The sequence below is a fragment of the Zoogloea sp. genome (assembly GCF_041914405.1).
Taxonomy (GTDB): domain Bacteria; phylum Pseudomonadota; class Gammaproteobacteria; order Burkholderiales; family Rhodocyclaceae; genus Zoogloea.
Genome location: NZ_JAYSDK010000044.1, coordinates 1 through 14815, shown reverse-complemented (window position 1 = coordinate 14815; position 14815 = coordinate 1). Strand labels below are relative to the sequence as shown.

Below are 14815 nucleotides of genomic sequence, written 5' to 3'. Positions count from 1 at the left end.
CATTTTCTCGTTATAGACCAGCGGCTGGCACGGGTGCTCTATTGGCAGGTGGTCCGAGGTGCAGAGTGATCGAGCAGCCTGCGTCTGGTGTCAGGATCTCGAGCCGCCCGCCATGGATGCGAGCCACCATGTCGGCCAGCATCAAGCCGAGGCCGGTATGTCCGGCGTAGTCCCGCGTGGCCAGGGCCTGGTTCAGACGGCTAATGTGCCCGGGTTCGATGCCGCTGCCGTCATCCGCGATCGTGATCGCCGCCTCCGGCGAGTCGGCGACGTGCAGGCGGACGATGGTGGCGTGATGCCGTGCGGAGTTGTCGATCAGGTTCATGAGCGCGGCGGCGATCAGGTCCGGATCGCCATCCAGCCATTCGGCCCCTTCTACCTGAAGCTGCAGGCCGCTGAATCCCAGGCTTGCCGCCAGGTCACTCATCCGGAAGCGCTGTGGGTGCAGATCCGAGCCGCTACGGAACAAGGCCAGCAGCGCCGTCACGACGCGCTGAAGTCTGCCTGCTGCCTGCCGCGCCTGCGCCAGCCGGGGCTGGATGATGGCGGGGGCTTCCCGCTGGGCGACGGCCAGCTGCGCATCCAGCCCGGCCAGGGGCGTGCGCAGCGCATGGGCGGCATGCGCGGAGAAGGCGCGTTCGTTCTCCACGCGCTGTGCGAGGCGGGTGGCCAGGCCCTCGATCGCATCGCGGACCGGCTGCAGTTCCGCATGGCTGGCAGGGGGGAGAGGAGAGTCGCGGGCCAGCGGGTCATAGTCGCGGATGGCGGCCGAGAACGCGTCCAGCGGGGCCAGCTCGCGGCGCAGCCTGAGCCGCGTCCACAGCATGACCAGAATGCCGATGCACAACGCGGTTGCCGCCGCGTAGCGGGCCGCCTCGACGGCCGCCTCCTCCCGTTCGGTCGCTTCCTGCCCCACGTGCAATACCAGGTCCGGTGCGCCCGGCAGGCGCAGGGAGAATACCCGCCAGCTGTGGGAGGCGTCGTAGCTCAGGCCGGAGGTGGTTGGTGAAGCGAGGGGCTTGTCCGGTGCGCGATGGGAGCGCAAGGCAATGCGTCCAGCCGTATTGGTGATCTGCCAGATGAGCCGCTCGCTATGCTCGGCGGCCGGCAGGGCGCGCGTGTCGCTGTCGTCGAGCCTGAGCGCCGCCGCATCGTAGGCCAGCAAGCCGGCGATGATCTCCGCCGACTCGACGAGGGTCTCGTCGAGCAGCTCTTCGATTTCATGATCGATGACCCACCACAGGGAACCGAGGATGGCGAGCGACCACACCAGCCAGCCGGCGAGCAGGCTGCGTGACAGGCGATTCTGCAGCGAGGTGAGCTTCATGCGGGAATGCGGTAGCCCAGCCCGCGTACCGTCTCGATGAGGGCGGGCGACAGCTTGCGGCGCAGGCGGCTCACATGGACTTCCAGGGTGTTGCTGCTGCTTTCCCCGTCGAAGCCGTTGACCAGCGCGTCGAGGTCGGCCTTGGAAACGATGCGTCCCGCGCGCAGGGCGAGCGCTTCGAGCACCGCCCACTCCCGCGCGGTGAGTGTCACCAGTGCCCCTGCGCTGTGCGCCTCATGACGGGTCAGGTCGATCCTGACCTCGCCGAAGCACAGCTGCCGGGACGCCTCGCCGTTCAGGCGCCGGGTCAGGGCGCGGATGCGGGCCGAGAGCTCTTCGGGGGCGAAGGGCTTGACCAGGTAGTCATCGGCGCCGCTGTCCAGTCCTTCGATGCGGTCGGTGAGGCGGTCGCGGGCGGTCAATATGATGGCCGGCGTACTGCGACCGTTCGTACGCATGGCGGCGAGCCAGCTCACGCCAAGACCGTCGGGAAGATTCCAGTCGACCAGCAGGAGATCGAAGGGCTCGCGCTCGACGGCGCGGGCGCCTGCCAGGTTGCGCAGCCAGTCGACGACGTGTCCTTCGCTGCGCAGGAAGTCGCGCAACGCTTCGCCGAGAATGGCGTCGTCTTCTAGGAGCAGCACCCTCATCGCCGCTTCGCGCCGGTGTTGAGTGGGCGCTTGATGCCCGTGATCATGGCGCCGACGAGATTCACGCCTTCCAGCCGGCCCATGATGATGGCCGCTGCCGCATGCAGTGCGGCCAGGCCGATCAGGGTCGAGGCCAGCATTTCGTGGAGTTCCTCGAGCCATTCCTCGCCCCAGAACAGGTCGGTGGTCTGGAAGAAACCGCTGAGGCCGAGCGCCAGGACCAGGGCCATCAGGGTGAGCATCATGATGGCGCCGAGCGGATTATGGCCGGGGTGGAATTCGGGCTGGCCCGCACGCATCGCCGTCAGATGGGCGCGCAGCCGTTCCGGCGTGGGGAAGAAGCTGGCGAAGCGGGCATGTTCGGAGCCCACGAAGCCCCACCCGATCCGCGCCGCGACCAGGCCGCAGGCGATGTAGCCGAGCCACTGGTGCAGTGTCTCGCCGTCGTCGATGAGGAAGTAGTTGATCAGCACGCAGCTCACCAGGCTCCAGTGGAAGATGCGCACGAAAGGATCCCAGACGCGGATGGGAAGAGCAGGGGTGCCTGATTGCATGGCATGTCTCCGGTTGTGTCGATGGCCGCTGGCTGGACATGCCGCCACCGGCCGATGGGGCTTCAGGACTTGCGTTCGAGTTCGGCGCCAGTGGCCGGATCGAAATAGATTTCCACCTTCTTGCCGTTCTTGTCGAAGCCGTAGATCTCGTAGCACTGGCCCTTGGAGACCTTGAAGGTCTTGATCCGGTAGCCCTGGGCTTCGATTCTTGCCTTGAAGTCGGCCTCCTTCATCCACTTGTCCTCGGGAACATGGCAGCTGGGGCCGGCGAAGACCGTGGTGGTAGCGATGGTGGCGGCGAGGGTGAGGAGAATGCGCTTCATGATGACTCCTGATTGGTGTTGTACGGGGTTCCGGTTCCGGCCGGGAACGTGATGACCATTTAACAGGAGCAAACTGAAGGCAATCTGAAGGCCGTTCAGATTTCCGGCGGTGGGTCGGCCCAACTGGCCCATGACGGGCCTCAGCCTTCCCGGTGCTTCAGCGAGGCTTCAGCTGGGCTTTCTAGACTCCCCTCAACGATCCCAATCCGAGGGATCCATCCTTGAAGGAGTCAGAAGTATGAGCAGTTCATCCAAGGGCTATCAGTTCGTGACCAACGGCGGCAGCGTGACGGCGGTTTACGAGCAGGAGCATGGCCGCATGCAGCAGGAGCGCATGAAGAGCAACGAAACCTGGTCCTTCGACGGCGTCAACGTGACCCGCACCGAGACCGAGTTTGGCAAAGTCGAGATCAGCACTTACACGGACGTGAACCAGGACGGCCTGTTCCAGAAGAGCTTTGAGCTCGAGGTGGTGACGGGTGCAAGCCTGCGCTCCCTGGAAACCTACAAGTTCGCGCTGGCCGATGGCAGCGCCGCCAGCGGCGATCTGGTCATGGCAGGTGATGCCGTCACGGGCGCCTTGAAGCTGGGGCGCGGTGGCTGGAAGAGCGACCGCCTCGACGCCAACGAGCGCGTCGACGTGGTGGAGGTGGGCGCCGATACGCTCATCCTCAAGACCGAGATCGGCCGCAGCGGGAAGATCGAGTTCAGCGTCTTCCGCGACGACGACGGTGACGCCCTGTGGACCGAGATCGCCAGTGGCGAGACGCGTACGGACTTTGTCAGCCCTGATGGTCAGATCGACCTGGTCGGCATTGCGAATGCCGGGCTGCTGCAGGCGGCGGATCTGGTAGTGGGCTGATCTGTTCGCGTAAGCGGGCAGAACAGCGGGGGGCAGGCTTGTCCCGCTCCCCTCATCCGGCGGACACTTCCGCCCATGAAGTCCTCGTTCCGTTCCCTTGTCGCCCTGTTGCTGATGGTCCTGTTCGCGTTGGCCGCGTGGTCCGCCGAGCCGCCGCGGCAGGTGCGGATCGGGGTGCTGGCCTGGCAGGGGTCGGAGGAGGCGCAGGTACGTTGGTCGGCGCTGATGGACCAGTTGGAGGACAAGCTGCCGGGGCGCGACCTGGTGTTGCGCCATTTCGACCTGGACGGCATGGCGGCTGCGCTTCAGGCCGGGGAACTGGATTTCGTCGTCACCAACCCGGGGCATTACGTCTTTCTGGAGGCAGAGAGCGGGGTCAGCCGGATCGCCACGCTGGTGGCCGATGCGTCCACCGATCCGGCCCACGTGGTGGGTTCTGCGGTGGTGGTGCTGGACGAGCGCCGGGATATCCGGGCACTGGCCGACCTGAAGGGACGAACCCTGGCGGCGGTGTCGCAGGATGCCTTCGGCGGCTATCAGGTGGCCTGGGCCGAGCTGCGCCGCATCGGGCTGAACCCGGAGCAGGGGCAGCCGCGCCCGGTGTTTACCGATTTTCCGATGTCGCGGGTGGTGGAGGCGGTGCTCAACGGCGATGCCGACGCGGGGGTGCTGCGCGCCTGCCTGCTGGAGCGCCTGGAGCAGGACGGCACCCTGCGGCCCGGGCAGTTGCGGGTGTTGTCGCCGCGGGCCGACGTGCGGCGCTGCCGGGTGTCGGCGCCGCTCTACCCGGGCTGGGCCTTCGCCGCCGCGCCGGGTGCGCCGCCGGCCCTGTCGCGGGACGTGCTGGTGGCGCTGCTGTCCCTGTCGCCGGACGCGGCCGGCCAGTCCTGGAGTGTGCCGGCGGACTACCACCCGGTGCATGAGCTGTTGCAGGATTTGCAGATCGGCCCCTATGCCTTCCTGCGCGAAACCGCCTGGCCGTCCCTGTGGGAGCGTTACTGGCCGTGGGTGAGTGGCCTGGTGCTGATGTTGCTGGCGTGGGGTGCCTACACGCTGCACGTGGAGCATCTGGTGCAGCGGCGCACGCGGGAGCTGACCGCCGCGATGGACGAGCGACAACGCCTGGAGGCGCAGCTCCGCGAGGGCCAGCAGCAGATGGACCACCTGTCGCGCCTGTCCATCCTCGGCGAGCTGTCCGGCACGCTGGCCCACGAACTCAACCAGCCGCTGGCGGCCATCGGCAACTACGCGCGCAGCCTGCTGCGCCGGCAGGACAGCGGTACGCTGGCGCCGGCCGCGCTGCGCCAGGCGGCGGAGGAGATCGCCAGTGAATCGGAACGGGCGGCCGGCATCCTCGGTGGTATCCGTGCCTTTGCGCGCAAGCGCGACCGGGTGCGGGAAGCCCACGATCCGGCCAGTCTGGTCCGTGAGGCCGGCCGGCTCTTTGCCGGCATGCTGCCGGGCGTGCCGGCGGTGGCGCTCCGCCAGGATGCCGAGACGGCCGGATTGAAGGTGTGGGTGGACCCGCTGCAAGTGCAGCAGGTGCTGCTCAATCTCTTCAAGAACGCCTGGGATGCGCAACAGGCGGCCGGCTGCGACGCGCCCATTGAGGTGTTCCTTGCGCGGGACGGCGAGCGCTGTGCCGTTGAGGTGCGCGACCACGGCGCCGGCCTGCCGTCCGACGAACGCGAGCGCCTGTTCGAAGCCTTCTTCACGACCAAGCCCGACGGTCTGGGCCTGGGTTTGTCCATCTGCAAGACCATCGTCGAGGCCCACGGTGGCGACATCACCGTCGCTGCGGCTGAGCCCGGCCCCGGCCTGGTCTTCCGTTTCACGCTGCCCTTGGCTGATGGGGCGGCGGCCGATTCCCGAGACCCTTCATGACAAGCTCCCCCGACATGCCCGTGATCCACGTGGTGGACGACGAAGCCCCGTTCCGCCGCTCGCTGTTGTTCCTGCTCGAATCGGTGGGCTGGCAGGCGGTGGGGCATGAGTCCGCCGAGGCCTTCCTCGCCGCGGCGCCGGCCTTTCCGCCCGGCGGCGGCTGCATCGTCCTCGACATCCGCATGCCGCGGGTCAGCGGCCTGGAACTGCAGCGTCGTCTGCAGGCCGCCGGCTCATCCTTTCCGGTGATCTTTATGACCGGCCACGGCGACGTGGAGCTGGCGGTGCAGGCCATGAAGGACGGCGCCCTCGACTTCCTGCAGAAGCCATTCAAGGACCAGCTCTTCCTCGACGCCGTGGAGCGGGCCGTGCAGGTGAGCCTGGAACGCCACGCCAGCCAGCGTCGCCAGGGCGAGGCCCAGGACATCCTGGCCCGCCTGTCGGCGCGGGAGCGTGAAGTGGCCCGCCTGCTCGCCCTCGGCCTGGCCAACAAGGAAGTGGCCCGACTGCTCGGCATCAGCGACAACACCGTGCATGTGCACCGCCAGCACGTGATGGAAAAGACCGCCACCGGCAGCGCCGCCGACCTCGCCCGGCTGATCCTGCGCGCCGATCCCCGGGGCCTCGACTAGACGGTTTCGGTTATTGCGTTAACCCGATGTCCGGATAGTGGCATCCGGGGCGTCTCCCTAGACTTGTACCCAAAACAAGCAGTAGGGAGAACGTCATGTTGAGCAGTGCCATGGGCCGGCAGATACGCCGGTCGTCCAGCGGCCTCGTCCTGATGGGCGCGGCCTTTTTTGTGTCGACCACCGGGCTTGCCCAGGCCGCTGCCGCGGATGCCCAGACCATTGAGCGCGGTCGCTACCTGGCCCAGGCCGGCGATTGCGTGGCCTGCCACACGGCCGACAAGGGCGCGCCGATGGCCGGTGGCCGGGCGCTGGAAACGCCCTTCGGCAAGCTCTACTCCACCAACATCACGCCGGACCGGGATACCGGTATCGGCAGATACAGTTTCGAGCAGTTCGACCGGGCCATGCGCAAGGGCGTCGCAGCGGACGGCCACAACCTCTACCCGGCCATGCCCTACCCGTCCTACGCCAAGATCGCGGCGGACGACATGCAGGCTCTCTACGCCTACCTGATGCAGGGCCTGGCACCGGTCAAGCAGGCCAACAAGCCCTCAGACATGAGCTGGCCCTTCAACATGCGCTGGGGCCTGTCCCTGTGGAACTGGGCCTTCCTCGACAGCACGCCCTTCAAGGCCGATCCGCAGAAGGATGCGGTGTGGAACCGCGGCGCCTATCTGGTCCAGGGCCTCGGGCACTGCGGCGCCTGCCACACGCCGCGGGGTATCGCCTTCCAGGAAAAGGCGATGGGCGACGCGGGCGCGAAGGGGCGCCATTTCCTCGCCGGAGAAACCGTGGAGCACTGGCGGGCCCTCAGCCTGCGCGGGCTGTGGACGGTGGACGACACCGCGCTGTTCCTGAAGACCGGGCAGAACCGCTTCGCCGCGGCGTCCGGCAACATGGCCGACGTCATCCTGCACAGCACCCAGCACCTGAAGGACGAGGATCTGCGGGCCATCGCCACCTATCTGAAGGCCCTGCCACCGGGCGAGGGCGAACTGCCCGCGCCGGCCACGCCGCGCAAGGTGGTGGCCGGCGCCGCGCCGGACAAGCTGTACAGCAGCCGCGGTGGCCTGGGCTATGTGCAGTTCTGCGTCGATTGCCACCGCCAGGACGGCAGCGGCGTGCCCAAGGTCTTCCCGCCGCTGGCCGGCAATCCGGCGATCGCCGCCAAGGATCCGGCCAGCCTGATGCACATCGTGCTGACCGGTGGCCACACGGTGCAGACGGCGGCCCACCCGCGGGTCTTCGCGATGCCCGGCTTCGCGCGCCTGAAGGATGCCGAACTGGCCGAGATCCTGACCTTCGTGCGCGACAGCTGGGGCCGTGGCGGTGCGCCGGTGAGCGCAGCGCAGGTGAACAAGATGCGCGCCGCGCTGGACCCGAAGACCGATATGAGCGCCTTCGAGACGCCGCGCCTGGCCGACATGCTGGGCGTCGCCAATGCCCAGCAGTTGGTGCGCGGCATGCGCCTGCACCTGGAAACCCGCGACCTGCTGCCGCAACACGTCGGCAATGCCCTCAACTGCACGAGCTGCCACCTCAACGCCGGTACGGTGGCCGACGGCTCGCCCTTCGTCGGCGTGTCCGCCTTCTTTCCGAGCTATGCGCCGCGGGCAGGGAAGGTGATCACGCTGGAAGACCGTATCAACGGTTGCTTCAAACGCTCCATGAACGGAAAGCCGCTGCCGCCGGACTCCGCCGACATGAAGGCGATGGTCGCCTACTTCGACTGGATGAAGCGCGAGACCAAGCCTGGAGACAAGGTACCAGGGCGCGGCGTCGGCAAGATCGACCCGAAGATCCAGCCCAATCCGGAAAACGGCAAGAAGGTCTATGCCGAGCAATGCGCGGTCTGCCACGGCCAGGATGGCGAAGGCATCAAGCAGGCGGACGGCCGCTACGTCTATCCGCCGCTGTGGGGTGACGCGTCCTTCAACATCGGCGCCGGCATGGCCCGCACCTACACCGCGGCGGCCTTCGTCAAACGCAACATGCCGATCGGCTTCCACGGCAAGTTCCCCCTCGGCCAGGGCGGCCTGTCCGACCAGGAGGCGGTGGACGTGGCCGAGTACTTCAGCCACCAGCCGCGCCCCGACTTCCCCGACAAGGTGAAGGACTGGCCGAAGGACAAGAAGCCGGCCGACGCCCGCTACTGAACCCGCCCCTTCCGGGGCAACCGGGCCGCTCCCGCGCGGGGCGGCCTTTTTTCCGCCCTTTCGGGGCGGTCCGACAACGAGAGATCACCCGAATCCAGGAGTCATCCCATGTCCCTATCCCCCACGAGACCCCTTGCCTTCTGCCTGTCCGCATCCCTGCTGGCCCTGCCGCTGCAGGCCGGGGCGGCTGATGGCGAGGCCATCATCCAGCAGGGCGGCGCCAACCCGGCGGCCATGCCCTGCATGAGCTGCCATGGCGCCGACGGCAAGGGCATGGCCGCCGGCGGCTTTCCGCGCCTGGCCGGCCTGCCCGAGGCCTACATCGCCAAGCAGCTGGCCGACTTCAAGGCCGGTCGCCGCGAGAATCCGCTGATGCAGCCCATCGCCCAGGCTCTCGGCGATGCCGAGGTGGCCGCGGTGGCCAAGGCCTATGCGGCCAAGCCTAAGGTCAACGTCAAGGCCGGGCCGGTGGAGCGGCCCAAGGAAGGCAGCGGGGCCTGGCTGGCCCTGCGCGGTGCCTGGGACCGCCACATCCCGGAATGCACCTTGTGCCACGGCCCGTCCGGCGTTGGTGTCGGCGACGCCTTCCCGCCGCTGGCTGGCCAGTCGGCGGAGTACATCGAGGCCCAGCTACGCGCCTGGCGGGGCACTCCGGCCCAGCCCGCCGGCAAGAAAGTGAAAGCGGTGGCGGCTGTCGCGCCGACCCGCAGCAACGATCCCAACGGTCTGATGCGGCACATCGCCGCGGACCTCAGCGAAGCCGAGATCAAGGCTGTCGCGGCCTACTTCGCCGGCCTGGGCGAATCCACGGAGCCCTTCGATGAGAGCCAGCACCGTCTGCGCTGAGCCGTCGTCGCTACCCGTGCCCCGCCCCGTGACCGATCAAGGAACCGCCCCCATGAAGATGACCCTCCGCTGCCTGAGCGTCGTGCTCCTGCCCCTGTTGACCACCTCTGCGCTGGCGGCCGATGCCGCCCGCAATCCCCGCCTGGACGACCAGACCCAGCTTCCCAAGGCGCCTGCCCGTCCGACAGGCCAGACCTATTTCCAGCCGCCGGCCGAGGCCGACATTCCGCACAACGCCTTCGGCGAGCTGGTGCGCCGTGGCCAGGACCTGTTCATGAACACCAAGGCCCTCGCGCCCCAGTACGTGGGCAACGAGATGAACTGCGTCAATTGCCACATCGACCGGGGCCGCAAGGCCAACTCGGCGCCCCTGTGGGCGGCGTATACGATGTATCCGGCCTACCGGAAGAAGAACAACAAGGTGAACAGCTTCGTCGAGCGCATGCAAGGCTGCTTCCAGTTCAGCATGAACGGCAAGCCGCCAGCGGCGGACAGCGAGGTGATGACGGCCCTCACTGCCTACGCCTACTGGATGTCCAGCGGCGTGCCCATCGGCAAGGCGCAGCCGGGGCGCGGTTTTGACGAGCCGCCACCGCCGAAGGGCGGTTACGACATCGCCCGCGGCAAGGTGGTGTATGACAAGCAGTGCGCGTTGTGCCATGGCGACGATGGCGCCGGCAAGAAGGTTGGCGCCACCTCGGTCTTCCCGCCCCTGTGGGGCAAGGATTCCTATAACTGGGGGGCGGGCATGCACCGTATCAACACCGCCGCCGGCTTCATCCAGCACAACATGCCGCTGGGCCGCGGCCGGACCTTGAGCGACCAGGAAGCCTGGGACGTGGCCGCCTACGTCAATTCCCACGAACGCCCGCAGGACCCGCGCCTGGTGAATGGCGATATCGACGAGACCCGCAAGCGCTACCACGCGGACGATGGGGTGAACCTTTACGGCGTGGTCGTGGACGGGCGCAAGCTGGGGCAGGGCGTGCAGTGAGCCATCGGCGCCGCGCTGGCGGCGTCAGTCCAGCGTGACGGTCAGGCCGGGATCAAACGCCGGGTTCTCGGCGATGCCGTCGCGCACGTAGCCGCGCGGGTTGGCCAGCACGCGGGTGGTGCCGAGGCGGTAGTCGAAACTGTCGTGGGTGTGGCCGTGGATCCACAGGGCGGCGCCGCTGCTGGCGACCAGGTTTTCCAGGTGGGAGACGAAGCAGGCGTTGAGCGGCGAGCCCGCGAAGCGCGGAGCGATGCTGCGTGGCGACGGTGCGAAGTGGGTGACCACCACGGTATGACCGTCAAAGGGCTCGGCGAGGCGGCGGGCCAGCCAGTCGGCGTGGCGCTCGAAGAGAGCGGCGCAGTGCTGCGGAGTCAGGCAGTCCGGCCGGTCTTCGGCGATGGCGATGCGGCTGAAGTCGCGGCTGAAGCGGACGGCTTCCTGCATGGCCCGCTCGCGGGTGGTGCCGTCGCCGGCGATACGGAAATCGCTCCACAGTGTGGCGCCGAGGATGCGTACGTCGCCGATGCGCTTTTCGCTGCAGTCGAGCACCGTTACCTTGCTGTCGCGGCTGAGGTCCTGCAGCCGCCGGTTGGTGGCCGGGATGCTCGAGCCGTAGTACTCGTGGTTGCCGGCCACGTAGATTGTCGGGCGCTCGAGCGCCATTGCCCACTGCAGCGCCGCCTGCGGGCGTTGGATGTCGCCTGCGAGGATCAGCAGGTCCGCGCCGGTGTCGGGCAGTTCGCAGGGCGCGAGCCCCAGGTGCAGGTCGGAGACGATCTGGAGTTTCATCGGTGATGGCTCGGCGGTTGCGGTGAGCAAGCATAGCCGTGGCCGGCCCGTTGGCGGAAACCCCGGTTGTCGGCCGGCGGCGGGCGGGCAACAATCGGCCATTGCCCTATTCCGTCTGTCCCATGCTTGCCATCGCCGCCCTCGCCATCAAGAAGACCGTGACCCTGTTTGCGCTGGTGGGGCCGGTGTCGATGATCCCGATCTTCCTGTCGGCGACCGATGGGCTGGACCTGGCGGCCCGGCTGCGCTTCGCGCGGACGATCGGGGTGAGCGTGACGGTGGCACTGTTGGTGGCGGCCTTCCTGGGCCTGCCGCTGCTGAGCTTCCTCGGCGTGTCCCTGGGGGCGATGCAGGTCGGCGGCGGGATCATCGTGCTGCTGCTGGCGATCGCGATGGTGCTCGGCAAGGAGACTAGCTTCAAGGGCTCGCCGGCCAACGGCGGCCAGCCGGAACGCCGCGAGGCGTCCATCGTGCCGCTGGCAGTGCCGCTGCTGGCCGGCCCGGCGGCCTTCAGCTACGTGATGGGCAACAGCGTGTGGGACAGCCGGCTGGACCTGATCCATGTGGTGCTGCCGATCGTCCTGGTCGGGCTGTCGTGCTGGCTCAGCTTCCGCATTGCCTGCACCGCCGGGCGGGAGATCCGCCAGGCCACGCTGAACGTGGTGGAACGGGTCAGCGGCTTCATCCTGTCGGCGATGGCCATCGAGATGATGGCGACCGGCCTGCGCCAGCTGTTTCCGCTGCTCGGCGGGGCGTAACCGAGCGTCTGGGGCGCCTCAGTCCTCCGCGAAGCGGATCTGGTTGCGGCCGGCGGCCTTGGCGGCGTACATCGCGGCGTCGGCCCGCCTGAGCATGGCTTCGCCGTCCACCTCGCAAGGCGGGAAAAGGGTCACGCCAACGCTGGCCGAGCAGTGGTGTTCGACCTGTTCGGCCGCCACGCCGTCCTTGTCCATGCTCAGGAGGTAGGGTTGGGCCAGCGCGTCACGGATGCGTTCGGCCACATCAAGGGCATGCCGCTGGGTGGCGTCCCGTTGGCCGTCCGGCTGGCCGTTGTCTATCTGTGCCAGCAGCACCGCGAATTCGTCACCGCCGAGGCGTGCCACCGTGTCCTCTTCGCGCAGGCAGGCGGACAGGCGGCGGGCGACTTCCTGCAGCAGCAGGTCGCCGGCCTTGTGGCCATGGCGGTCGTTGAGCGGTTTGAAGTTGTCCAGGTCGAGGTAGATGATCGCCCCGTGGCGGCCGCTGCGCTGGCTGCGGGCCAGGCTCTGGGCCAGGCGGTCGAAGAACAGGCGGCGGTTGGGCAACTGGGTGAGGGCATCGTAGTAGGCCAGCTGATGGATCTGCTCTTCGTAGCGCTTGCGCTCGGTGAGGTCGCGGATTGTCGCCAGCAGGGCCGGCTGGCCGTCCAGCTCCAATGCGCTGAGCGTGACTTCGACCGGTATCTCGGCGTGGTTGTCGTGACGCATTACGGTCCATTCCAGCTGGTGATGGCCGTTGCTGCGGGCGGCTTCCATGTGGCGGGCCGCCAGCTTGGAGGATGCGCCGCCACAGGGCTGGAAGCGCGGAGCCAGCATGCTGGCGGTCAAGCTGCGGAAGGCTTTCCGGCTGGGCACGCCGAGCAGCTCCAGGGTGCTTTGGTTGCAGTCGATCAGGTGTTCTTCGTCGAAGACCACTAGCGCTTCGTGGCTGGCTTCGAAGAGCACCCGGAAACGGGCTTCGGAACGCTTCAGTTCTTCCTCGGCAGCCTTGAGTTCGGTGATGTCGGTGGCGAAGCCGAGCAGTGCGTCGTCGCATCCATGGAGCAGCAGCTTCTTGGCCCACATCTGGCGCAGCCGGCCCTGCCCGTCGGTAAATTGCTCCTCGATCGCCAGCGGCACGCCGGTGGCAAACACCCGATCGTCGATCTCCCGGATGCGCTCGGCTTCCGTCGTCGACATCAGCATGTTGTCGTCCTGCCCGACGACTTCTTCGGCAGGGCGCAGGAAAAGATCCGCAAAGGCCCGATTGACGTACCGGTAACGCCGGTCAGGTCCTTTCATGAAGACAAAACCGTCCACGTTATCGAGTACGGTCATCAGCATTTGTCGGCTCTCTCGCAGTTGTTGCTCGGTACGGGCGTGCTCGGTGACGTCGATCAGCACGCCGGACAGGCCCGAGATATGGCCATCCGCATCGAAGACCGGCGCCTTCACGGCCAGATAGCAGCGTTGCTCGCTGTTGTTCTTGTTCAGGCGCAGTTCCCGTCGGGAGATGCGCCGGCCGGTTTCGAGTACAGACTGATCGTCGTCGTGCAGGCGCTGGGCGGTGTCGGCATCGAAGAAGTCGGCCGAGCTGCACCCGATGATGGCCTCCAGCGAGGTGCCCAGGGTTTCGCAGAAACGCTGGTTGGCGTAGGTGTAAACGCCGCGCCGATCCTTCGTGAAGATTAATGCCCCCAAGCCATCGAGCACGCCGCGCAACGCATTCAACTGGCTGCCGAGGGGACGCTTGTCTTCGTTGCAATCCTGCATGTCTGACCGGCCTCCGGAGTGCCGCCTCTCAGCGATGCGGCATTTTCGGTGTTTTTGGTGTTTTCAAGTCATTCTAGTCCAAGGACGCGGGAAGGGTGACAAGGCTGATGATGGGTGCTATTACTATGTCATCAGCTTCCATTTGGGAGGCGCCATGCGCACCTTTCAGACATCCACCGAAATCATGGCCCCGGCGGAGCATGTCTGGCAGATCCAGACCGATGTGGCGCGTTGGCCGGAATGGACCGCGTCGGTGTCCAGCGTGGAGGCGCTGACCCCCCTGCCGCTGGCCGTCGGGTCGAGCGTGCGCCTCTCCCAGCCAGGCTTTCCGGCGGCGGTGTGGACGGTCACCGCGCTGGAGCCGGGGGTGCATTTCGTTTGGGAGTCCCACAGCCCGGGCATGAAGGCGGTCGCCCAGCACATGCTGACGCCCACCGCGGCGGGCTGCGTGGTTGATCTGAGCGTGGTCTACGAGGGCCTGCTGGGAGGCGTGATCGGCTTCCTGATGCGCCATGTGACCCAGCGCTTCCTCGAAATGGAGGCCCGCGGGCTCAAGTGGCAGGCGGAGAGCTTGCCTGATGAGATGCTGGTCTTCAACGCCAGCTGAGGCTGGCGGCCGCCAGCCTTGCCTAATTTTTAGGCAGTCTCCGAAAATCCCGCTGTTTCAGGGGTTTGCGGCCAACCCTCACATCTTATCCACAGGCTTGGCCACGGCGGACGGGGATAATCCACCGCTGCGCTGCTGTGGGTCAGCCGGCGGCGACCGCCTTGATGGTCTCGCGCTTCCATTCACAGCTGCGGCTCACCGACACCCGGCGGGCCTTGGGCACCGCCAGCGGCTTGGCGATGGTGATTTCGGCGCGGCGCACCGGGAAGCGCGCGCCGATGGCGTCGAGCATGGCCTGGCTGAGGTTTTCCAGCAGGTTGAAGTGGCGGCTGGCGAGGAGTTCTTCCAGGCAGTCCACGACCTGGTCGTAGTCCACCGTGTGGCGGATGTCGTCGCTGCGGGCAGCCAGGGTGCCGTCGATGGCCAGCAGGAGGTCGATCTCCAGCGGCTGGCGGGCGGCGAGTTCGTGGGCGTAGATGCCGATGGAGGCGTCGAGGGCGAGGCCTTCGAGGCGGATCAGGCAATCATCGGTGGACATGGGCAAGCTCCGGCGGCGGTGGTTGGGTGCGGCGCCGGAAACGCATCCGGCGCGTCGAGGGCGGCATTGTCAGCCATTCTTGAGGGTTGGTGCTTCCCATTCCTGAAAATCGTCGGCCTGGCGCATGCGCAGGGCGCGTTCGG

At 67.3% G+C, this 14815-nt stretch carries 15 protein-coding genes; 8 read left to right on the top strand and 7 right to left on the bottom strand.

Annotation, left to right across the window (positions count from 1 at the left end; genetic code table 11):
* Positions 1-10: 10 nt before the first annotated feature.
* The 4 genes from ACE3RX_RS20540 to ACE3RX_RS20525 all read right to left on the bottom strand — a co-directional run bounded on the left by ACE3RX_RS20540 (position 11) and on the right by ACE3RX_RS20525 (position 2854).
* On the bottom strand, positions 11-1327 hold the full coding sequence (locus tag ACE3RX_RS20540; RefSeq protein WP_374486833.1) for an ATP-binding protein: 1317 nt from the start codon (positions 1325-1327) through the stop codon (positions 11-13).
* The gene (locus tag ACE3RX_RS20535) at positions 1324-1977 is read right to left on the bottom strand and encodes a response regulator (protein ID WP_374486832.1); all 654 of its coding nucleotides are present in this window, start codon (positions 1975-1977) and stop codon (positions 1324-1326) included. The genes ACE3RX_RS20540 and ACE3RX_RS20535 overlap by 4 nt, the downstream gene beginning before the upstream one ends.
* Positions 1974-2531: a cytochrome b/b6 domain-containing protein gene (locus tag ACE3RX_RS20530; protein WP_374486831.1), complete on the bottom strand. Its 558-nt coding sequence runs from the start codon at positions 2529-2531 to the stop codon at positions 1974-1976. The genes ACE3RX_RS20535 and ACE3RX_RS20530 overlap by 4 nt, the downstream gene beginning before the upstream one ends.
* A gap of 62 nt (positions 2532-2593) precedes the next feature.
* On the bottom strand, positions 2594-2854 hold the full coding sequence (locus ACE3RX_RS20525) for a PepSY domain-containing protein (RefSeq protein ID WP_374486830.1): 261 nt from the start codon (positions 2852-2854) through the stop codon (positions 2594-2596).
* Between the two features lie 238 nt (positions 2855-3092).
* On the opposite strand from ACE3RX_RS20525, the gene ACE3RX_RS20520 reads away from it, so the two are divergent.
* The 6 genes from ACE3RX_RS20520 (at position 3093) to ACE3RX_RS20495 (ending at position 10228) form a co-directional block, all read left to right on the top strand.
* Positions 3093-3716, top strand: a complete 624-nt coding sequence (locus ACE3RX_RS20520; protein WP_374486829.1) for a hypothetical protein — start codon at positions 3093-3095, stop codon at positions 3714-3716.
* A gap of 75 nt (positions 3717-3791) precedes the next feature.
* The gene (locus ACE3RX_RS20515) at positions 3792-5600 is read left to right on the top strand and encodes a PhnD/SsuA/transferrin family substrate-binding protein (protein ID WP_374486828.1); all 1809 of its coding nucleotides are present in this window, start codon (positions 3792-3794) and stop codon (positions 5598-5600) included.
* Positions 5597-6232: a response regulator transcription factor gene (locus ACE3RX_RS20510; protein WP_374486827.1), complete on the top strand. Its 636-nt coding sequence runs from the start codon at positions 5597-5599 to the stop codon at positions 6230-6232. The genes ACE3RX_RS20515 and ACE3RX_RS20510 overlap by 4 nt, the downstream gene beginning before the upstream one ends.
* A 95-nt stretch (positions 6233-6327) precedes the next feature.
* A complete protein-coding gene (locus tag ACE3RX_RS20505; protein WP_374486826.1) occupies positions 6328-8388 on the top strand; it encodes a c-type cytochrome in 2061 nt (686 codons plus the stop codon).
* Positions 8389-8496: 108 nt separating this feature from the next.
* Positions 8497-9234: a cytochrome c gene (locus ACE3RX_RS20500; protein ID WP_374486825.1), complete on the top strand. Its 738-nt coding sequence runs from the start codon at positions 8497-8499 to the stop codon at positions 9232-9234.
* Between the two features lie 52 nt (positions 9235-9286).
* A complete protein-coding gene (locus ACE3RX_RS20495; RefSeq protein WP_374486824.1) occupies positions 9287-10228 on the top strand; it encodes a c-type cytochrome in 942 nt (313 codons plus the stop codon).
* A gap of 24 nt (positions 10229-10252) precedes the next feature.
* Here ACE3RX_RS20495 and ACE3RX_RS20490 read toward each other — a convergent pair whose 3' ends face one another.
* Positions 10253-11017, bottom strand: coding sequence for a metallophosphoesterase family protein (locus tag ACE3RX_RS20490; protein WP_374486823.1), 765 nt, complete (start codon positions 11015-11017; stop codon positions 10253-10255).
* Positions 11018-11139: 122 nt separating this feature from the next.
* On the opposite strand from ACE3RX_RS20490, the gene ACE3RX_RS20485 reads away from it, so the two are divergent.
* On the top strand, positions 11140-11775 hold the full coding sequence (locus tag ACE3RX_RS20485; protein WP_374486822.1) for a MarC family protein: 636 nt from the start codon (positions 11140-11142) through the stop codon (positions 11773-11775).
* An 18-nt stretch (positions 11776-11793) separates the two neighbouring features.
* Here ACE3RX_RS20485 and ACE3RX_RS20480 read toward each other — a convergent pair whose 3' ends face one another.
* Positions 11794-13527, bottom strand: coding sequence for a diguanylate cyclase domain-containing protein (locus tag ACE3RX_RS20480; RefSeq protein ID WP_374486821.1), 1734 nt, complete (start codon positions 13525-13527; stop codon positions 11794-11796).
* A 154-nt stretch (positions 13528-13681) separates the two neighbouring features.
* On the opposite strand from ACE3RX_RS20480, the gene ACE3RX_RS20475 reads away from it, so the two are divergent.
* Positions 13682-14134 (top strand): SRPBCC family protein, encoded by a 453-nt coding sequence (locus ACE3RX_RS20475; protein WP_374486820.1) that lies wholly within the window; start codon positions 13682-13684, stop codon positions 14132-14134.
* Positions 14135-14276: 142 nt separating this feature from the next.
* Here ACE3RX_RS20475 and folB read toward each other — a convergent pair whose 3' ends face one another.
* A complete protein-coding gene (gene folB, locus ACE3RX_RS20470; protein ID WP_374486819.1) occupies positions 14277-14672 on the bottom strand; it encodes a dihydroneopterin aldolase in 396 nt (131 codons plus the stop codon).
* Positions 14673-14815: the final 143 nt, after the last annotated feature.

Coding starts and splice junctions, on each gene's coding strand:
- ACE3RX_RS20535 (WP_374486832.1), bottom strand. CDS start 1,977: ATGAGGGTGCTGCTCCTAGAAGACGACGCCATTCTCGGCGAAGCGTTG.
- ACE3RX_RS20540 (WP_374486833.1), bottom strand. CDS start 1,327: ATGAAGCTCACCTCGCTGCAGAATCGCCTGTCACGCAGCCTGCTCGCC.
- ACE3RX_RS20515 (WP_374486828.1), top strand. CDS start 3,792: ATGAAGTCCTCGTTCCGTTCCCTTGTCGCCCTGTTGCTGATGGTCCTG.
- ACE3RX_RS20495 (WP_374486824.1), top strand. CDS start 9,287: ATGAAGATGACCCTCCGCTGCCTGAGCGTCGTGCTCCTGCCCCTGTTG.
- folB (WP_374486819.1), bottom strand. CDS start 14,672: ATGTCCACCGATGATTGCCTGATCCGCCTCGAAGGCCTCGCCCTCGAC.
- ACE3RX_RS20485 (WP_374486822.1), top strand. CDS start 11,140: ATGCTTGCCATCGCCGCCCTCGCCATCAAGAAGACCGTGACCCTGTTT.
- ACE3RX_RS20475 (WP_374486820.1), top strand. CDS start 13,682: ATGCGCACCTTTCAGACATCCACCGAAATCATGGCCCCGGCGGAGCAT.
- ACE3RX_RS20520 (WP_374486829.1), top strand. CDS start 3,093: ATGAGCAGTTCATCCAAGGGCTATCAGTTCGTGACCAACGGCGGCAGC.
- ACE3RX_RS20500 (WP_374486825.1), top strand. CDS start 8,497: ATGTCCCTATCCCCCACGAGACCCCTTGCCTTCTGCCTGTCCGCATCC.
- ACE3RX_RS20510 (WP_374486827.1), top strand. CDS start 5,597: ATGACAAGCTCCCCCGACATGCCCGTGATCCACGTGGTGGACGACGAA.
- ACE3RX_RS20525 (WP_374486830.1), bottom strand. CDS start 2,854: ATGAAGCGCATTCTCCTCACCCTCGCCGCCACCATCGCTACCACCACG.
- ACE3RX_RS20505 (WP_374486826.1), top strand. CDS start 6,328: ATGTTGAGCAGTGCCATGGGCCGGCAGATACGCCGGTCGTCCAGCGGC.
- ACE3RX_RS20530 (WP_374486831.1), bottom strand. CDS start 2,531: ATGCAATCAGGCACCCCTGCTCTTCCCATCCGCGTCTGGGATCCTTTC.
- ACE3RX_RS20480 (WP_374486821.1), bottom strand. CDS start 13,527: ATGCAGGATTGCAACGAAGACAAGCGTCCCCTCGGCAGCCAGTTGAAT.
- ACE3RX_RS20490 (WP_374486823.1), bottom strand. CDS start 11,017: ATGAAACTCCAGATCGTCTCCGACCTGCACCTGGGGCTCGCGCCCTGC.